A 7,084-nucleotide genomic window follows, 5' to 3' on the forward strand; every position below is an offset into this window, starting at 1 on the left:
GCCACATACAACTCACCCACCACACCAACCGGCACCGGACGCAAAAACCCGTCCAACACATACAACCGCACATTCCCCACACCCACACCGATCGGCAACGCCCCCGGCCAATCCACCGGATCACCGGTCGCGGTGTGAGCGGTGACGGCGTGGGTCTCCGCCGGACCGTAGACGTTGTGCATCCGCCGGCCGGCCAGCCGGCGGTGGAAGTTCCGCACCTCACGGCTCGGCGTCAGCGCCTCACCGCCCTGGAACACGTCGGTCAGTGCGGGCAGGGCGGTACCGCGCCGTTCGGCGGCGGACGCCAGCGCCTCGATGACCAGGTTGGGCGCGAAGAGTTCGTTGACCCGGTGCTCCTCGAGCCAGCCCACCAGGGCGTCCGCGTCCGCCCTGACCTCGTCCCTGGGCACCACCAGTGTCCGGCCGGTCACCAGCGGCGAGAGGATCTCCTGGACGGAGAAGTCGAAGCCGATCGCGGTGAACTGGGCGGTCCGGGTGCCGGGTGCGGCGGGGAACCGGCCGGCGTGCCAGGTGAGCAGGTTCACCAGGCCGGCCTGCGGCATCACCACGGCCTTGGGACGGCCGGTCGAGCCGGAGGTGTAGATCACGTACGCCGGATGCGCCGCCAGCAAAGGGGACACCCGCTCCGCGTCGGTCAGATCGTGCGAGTCGACGGAGGGGTCGTCGGCCGGGTCCATCGTCCGCAGTCCGGCCGGCAGCCCCTCACAGGCGTCGGGCGTGGTGACCACGCAGACGGGCTCCGCGTCCTCCAGCATCGTGGTGATCCGCGCCGCCGGGTACTCCGTGTCCACCGGCAGATAGGCCGCGCCGGTCTTGAGCACCGCGAGCAGCGAGGTGACCAGCTCGACGGACCTGGGGAGGGCCAGCGCGACGACCCGCTCGGGGCCGGCGCCCAGGGCGACCAGTCGACGCGCGAGCCGGTTGGCGCGGTCGTTCAGCTCGGCGTAGGTCAGCCGAGCATCCTCGTGCACCAGCGCCAGACCATCCGGCGTACGCGCCACCTGGCGCTCGACAAGCGCGGGTACGCACTCATCGCCGACCACTCCGTTCGTGCTGTTGTTCCATTCGTTCAACATCATTTCCCGCTCGGCGGGTTCGAGCAGCGGAAGGCGGCTGAGCGGCCGGTCCGGTGCCGCGGCGACGGCTTCCAGGAGGTGTGACAACCGGCGGCACAGTGCCTCGGCGGTCCGCCGCTCGAACAGGTCCGTGCTGAACTCCAGCGCGCCGTCGACCCCTCCGGGGCCACCGTCGGCGGCCCGTCGCTCCACCATGTTGAGGTGCAGGTCGAACTTGGCGATGCCCACACCCACCGGGGCGGGCTCGGCGCGCAGGCCCGGCAGCTCCAGTCGGGTGTCGCCGTCGCTGAGGAACGCCAACATGACCTGGAACAGCGGGTGGCGGGACATCGAACGCTCCGGTCGCAAGCGCTCGACGAGCTTCTCGAAGGGCAGGTCCTGATGGGCGTACGCCGCCAGGTCGCTCTCCCGGACCCGTTCGAGCAGTTCCCGGAAGGTGGGGTCCCCGGAGGTGTCCGTACGGAGCACGAGGGTGTTGACGAAGAAGCCCACGAGGTCGTCGAGTGCCTCGTCGGTGCGTCCGGCGATCGGACTGCCGACGGGGATGTCGGTGCCCGCGCCGTGCCGGCTGAGCAACTCCGCGAAGGCGGCCTGGAACACCATGAAGACGCTGGCCCTGCTGTCCGCCGCCAACGCCGACAGGCGCTGGTGGAGCGCGGGCTCGACGCGGAAGACGACCTGGTCGCCACGGTAGCTGATGGTCGCGGGGCGGGGGTGGTCGGTGGGCAGTTCGAGTGTCTCCGGCAGCTCGGTCAGGGTGTCCGTCCAGAAGTCGAGCTGGCGGGCCTGGCGGCTGTCCGGGTCGCCTTCGTCACCCAGCAGCTCACGCTGCCACAGCGCGTAGTCCGCGTACTGGACGGGCAGGGGCTCCCACCGCGGGGCGCTGCCGCGAAGGCGCGCCTCGTACGCCGTGGACAGGTCCCGGGCGAGCGGTCGCCAGGACCAGCCGTCGCCGGCGATGTGGTGCAGGACCAGCAGCAACACGTGTTCGCTCGGCGAGGTACGGAACAGAACCACCCGCAGCGGGAGTTGCGCTGCCAGGTCGAATCCCTGCCGGGCCTCCTCAGCCAGACGCGTGTCGAGTTCCGCCGGGTCGACATCCACCAGCCGCAGTTCCGGCCGGGCCTCTCCGGCGGGTACGACGTGCTGGTGGGGCACGCCGTCGACCTCCGGGAAGAGCGTGCGCAGCGGCTCGTGACGCTCGGTGACGTCACCGAGCGCGGCGGCCAACGCGTCGGTGTCCAGCTCCCCGGTGAGGCGGAGGCTCATCGGGATGTTGTACGTGGCGCTTCGGCCTTCCATCCGGTGGAGGAACCACAGCCGGTACTGCGCGGGCGACAGCGGCGTCTGGGCCGGGCGCGGCCGGCGGCGTAGCGGCGGCCGGACACCCTGCTTGTCGCCGAGGACGGTCGCCAGCTCGGCGACGGTCGGTGCCTCGAACAGGTCCCGCACCGCCAGCTCGGTACCGAGCACCGTGCGGACGCGGCTGAGCAGCCGGGTGGCGAGCAGCGAGTGCCCGCCGAGTTCGAAGAAGTCCCGGTCGATGCCGACTCCGGGCAGCCCGAGCACCTCGGCGAAGAGGCTGCAGAGGATCTCCTCCCGCCGGTCCCGGGGTGCGGCACCCGTCGCGTCGGTACTCCAGTCGGGCGCCGGCAGGGCGGCCCGGTCGATCTTGCCGTTGGGCGTCAGCGGCAGCTCGTCCAGGACCACCAGGGCGGCCGGGACCATGTGAGCCGGAAGCAGCCGCTCAGCGTGTTCGCGCACGGCCGAGGCCAGTTCACCGGCGTCACCGGCGCGGGCGGGATCGTTGGTGAGCGGGCCGAGCGACGTGCCCGGAGCGGCTACCGGACGGCAGGCGTCGACGGCCGGATCGCTCAGCTCCGTGCCGGACGCGACCAGTACGACGTCCAGCGCGCCCGGTGCGCCGGCCTCGGCGGACGGGTCCGCGGACCAGGTCACAGCGGCCCGATAGCCGAGCCGTTCGGCGAGTGCGTGGAACTCCTCCGGGTCCGGCAGCGAGTCCGGTGGGGGCGCGTCCAGTCGGCCGAGGGCCACGCCTGCGCCGGCTTCGCCGAGGGCGTGCCGGGCGGTGTTCTCACCGGTCAGCCGCAGGTTCGGCACGCGGGACACCCGCAGCCGTTCCGGCCGGTGGTCCGCCAGCAGTTCCGCCAGCGCCTGAAGCCCGGAGACCTCACCGCCCCAGACCACGGTCCGTTCCAGCGGGGCCGATGCGCGAGCGCCGCCGGTACGCAGGACCACGTCGTAGCGGTGCCGGCTCATCTCGTTGTGGTACCGACCGCGCCGCACGGTGACGCCGACGCCCGTGACGGAGGGCAGCGTGTCGCCGAGCAGGGTGAAGAAGTCGGGGTCGACCAGAAGTTCCGGCTCCCCGGCGGTGCTCTGCGCGACGGCCCGCCGTACGGCGTCGTCCGAGGCGAACGGGCCGGCCCGACGGAGTTCGACCGCGGTGCGGAAGGTCTCCAGCGTCCGCCGGTTGCGGACGTCACCGATGTAGACGGAGCCGCCGGGGGCCAGTAGTTCGAGGACACCGGCGAGGACGTCGTTGAGGTACTCCGCGTTCGGGAAGTACTGGACGACCGAGTTGAGCACGACGGTGTCGAAGTAGCCCCTCGGCAGTCCGCTCAGATCGTGTGCCGGACGCGCCCGGAGTTCGACGATGTCCGCGAGGTCGGGCCGCTCGGCGATCTGGGCCCGCAGCCGGTTGATCACGGCCGGAGAGATGTCCGTTCCCCAGTAGGCCTCGCACTCGGGCGCGACGGGCGCGAGGATCAGTCCGGAACCACAGCCGATCTCCAGGACCCGGCGCGGTCGCAGCGCACGCACGGCCGCGACGCTGGCCTCCCGCCAGTCGCACATCTCCGCGCGCGGGATGGGCGCCCCGGTGTAGCTGCTGTTCCAGCCGGTGAAGTCCTCGCCGAGGGTGCCCTCGAGCGCGGCGTAGTGCTCGTCGTACGTCTCCTGCCAGGAGGCGAGCTGTGCGCTCTCCCGCGGCTCGTCGCGCTCCGCACCGGACCGGGTGGCCACCAGGTAGCCGACCAGCCGGCGGTCGCCCTGGTGGTCGACGGCGAGCACCGTCGCGCGCTCCACCGCGGGATGCTCGGCCAGCGCGGCCTCCACCTCGCCGGGTTCGATGCGGTAGCCGCGGACCTTCACCTGGTGGTCGACCCGGCCGGCGAACTCCAGCTGGCCCCCGGGCGTCCACCGGGCCAGGTCGCCGGTGCGGTACATCCGGGCCCCCGGCTCACCGAAGGGGTCGGCCACGAAGCGCTCGGCGGTCAGGCCCGGCCGCCCCCGGTAGCCGCGTGCCAACCCGCCACCGGCCAGGTACAGCTCACCGACCACGCCAGGCGGCACGGGCTGGAGGTGGTCGTCGAGCACGTAGGTGCGTGCGTTGGTGATCGGTCGGCCGATCGGCGGTACCACCGCGCCGGCCAGCGGCGCGCTCATCGTCGCGCACACCGCGGCCTCGGTCGGACCGTAGGCGTTGAACATGCGACGACCGGACGACCAACGGGCCACCTGATCGGGCGCGGTGGCCTCACCGGCCACCACGAGGTCGGTACCGGGCGGCAGCGCGCCGTCCGCCAGTACCGCGAGGGCGGTCGGCGGCAGGGTCACGAACGTCGTTCCCGTGTCGGCAAGCAGCTCGGCCAGCTCAGGGCCGGGGCGCAGGCGGTCAGCGGGCGCCACCACCAGGGCCGCGCCGGACAGCAGGCCGAGGGTGATCTCCCACAACGCGGCGTCGAAGCTGATCGACGCGAACTGGAGGACCCGGCTCCCGGGGCCGAGACCGAACTCGTCGATCAGCGGCACCAGTACGGAGGCCACGCTGCGGTGCGGTACCGGCACGCCCTTGGGGCGCCCGGTCGACCCGGAGGTGTAGATGACGTAGGCGGGGTTCAGCGGGTGTGCGGGCGCGATCCGCTCGCCGTCGGTCAGGTTCGCGTCGGCGCCGCTCGCCGCGGCGCCGGCCGTCGCGGCGTCCGCCACGAGCAGTCGGGGCACCGGGCCCGGCAGCCGGTCGGCGATGTCGGCGTCGGTGAGGACGAGCGCGGGCGATCCGTCGTCGAGCAGGTAGGCGATGCGCTCGCCCGGGTACTCGGGGTCCACCGGCAGATAGGCGGCTCCCGTCTTGAGCACGGCGAGCACGGAGACGATCAGCTCGACCGACCGGGGCAGCGCCACCGCGACGACCTGCTCGGGGCCGACACCACGGCCGACGAGGACGCGGGCCAGCTGGTTGGCCCGGGAGTTGAGCTCCGCGTAGGACAGCTCGCCTTCCTCGGTCACCAGCGCCACGGCCTCCGGCCGCGCCGCCACCCGGCGCTCGAAGAGCTCGGGCCAGGTCGGGTCGTCGGGTCCGGGACGGTCGGTGTCGTTCCAGAAGTCGAGCACCCGCTCCCGCTCGTCGTCCACGAGCACCGGCAACCGCCCGATCGGTTGGTCCGGGTCGGCGGCGACGGCTTCCAGCAGGGCGACGAGCCGGCGGCCGAGTGCCTCGACGGTGGCGCGTTCGAACAGGTCGGTGTCGTACTCCCAGTCACCGCGGAGCGATCGGCCGCCGTCCGCGTGCCGCTCCTCGGCGACGGCCAGCGCCAGGTCGAACTTCGCGAAGCCGACCCTGACCGGCTCAGTCCTGACCTCGAGCCCGGACAGCGCCGGCTGTGCCTCCGACATGCTCTGGAACGCGAGCAGTACCTGGAAGAGCGGGTTGCGGGAGAGCGACCGCTGCGGGTTCAGCGTCTCCACCAGCTTGTCGAAGGGGAGCTCCTGGTGCGCGTAGGCGTCCAGGTCGGTGGTGCGGGCCCGGGCCACCAGTTCGCGGAAACTGGGGTCTCCGGACGTGTCGGTGCGCAGCACCAGCGTGTTGACGAAGAAGCCCACGAGGTCGTCCAACGCCTCGTCGGTGCGCCCGGCGATCGGGGTGCCGACCGGGATGTCGGTCCCCGCTCCCATCCTGGTGAGCAGCGCGCCGAAGGCCGCGTGCAGCACCATGAACAGGCTCGCGTCACAGGACCGTGCCAGTTCGCTGAGATCCCGGTGCACCGCCGGCGGGAGTGTGAAGGGGACGGTCCGTCCACGGTGCGCGGCGGTGGCGGGCCGGTGGTGGTCGGTGGGCAGCTCCAGACGTTCCGGCAGGTCGGCCAGCTGACGTGACCAGTAGGCGAGTTGGCGGCCGCGAAGGCTGTCCGGGTCGTCCGCCGCACCGAGGGTGCGCTCCTGCCACAGGGTGTAGTCGGCGTACTGGACGGGCAGCGGCGGCCAGTCCGGCGCGGCACCCTCGACCCGCGCCGCGTACGCGAGGGAGAGGTCCCGGAGGAACGGGGCCATCGACCAGCCGTCACCCGCGATGTGGTGCAGGAGGAGGAGCAGTACGTGTTCGTCCGGCGCGAGGGTGAACAGCGTCGCCCGCAGGGGTGCCTCGGTGGTGACGTCGAACTCGTGGCCGGCCTCCTCGGCCAACCGGTCGGCCAGTTCGTCACCGTCGACCGTGCGGGTCAGCAGCCGTGGCTCCACCTCGTCCGCCGGCAGGACGTGCTGGTAGGGCTCGCCCGCCAGGCTGGGGTACACGGTGCGCAGTGTCTCGTGCCGCCGGACGAGGTCGGCGAGTGCGAGTCGCAGCGCCTCGACGTCCGGGGTCCCGTGCAGTCGTAGGGCCAGGGGGATGTTGTAGGTGCTGTTGGGCCCGTCGAGTCGGTTGAGGAACCACAGCCGGCGCTGGGCCGAGGAGAGCGGAACCCGCTCGGGGCGTTCGACCTTCGTCAGCGGTGGGGTCGCGGTGCGGGCCGCGTCCAGTGTCTTGGCGAGTCGGGCGACGGTGGGGGCCTCGAACAGGTCTCGGACCGCCAACTCCACACCCAGCACCGAACGCACCCGACTCACCAACCGGGTCGCCAACAACGAATGACCACCCAGATCGAAGAACCCGTCATCCACCCCCACCACCGACACACCCAACACCTCGG

Annotated in this window: 1 protein-coding gene; it reads right to left on the reverse strand. The window is 72.2% G+C overall.

What is annotated here, in order from left to right; translation table 11 throughout:
* Window positions 1–7,084 (reverse strand): non-ribosomal peptide synthetase (locus tag GL263_RS17855; protein WP_182856723.1); only part of this gene is annotated, 7,084 nt, incomplete at both ends.

Source organism: Streptomyces durbertensis (assembly GCF_014156695.1).
Lineage (GTDB): Bacteria > Actinomycetota > Actinomycetes > Streptomycetales > Streptomycetaceae > Streptomyces > Streptomyces durbertensis.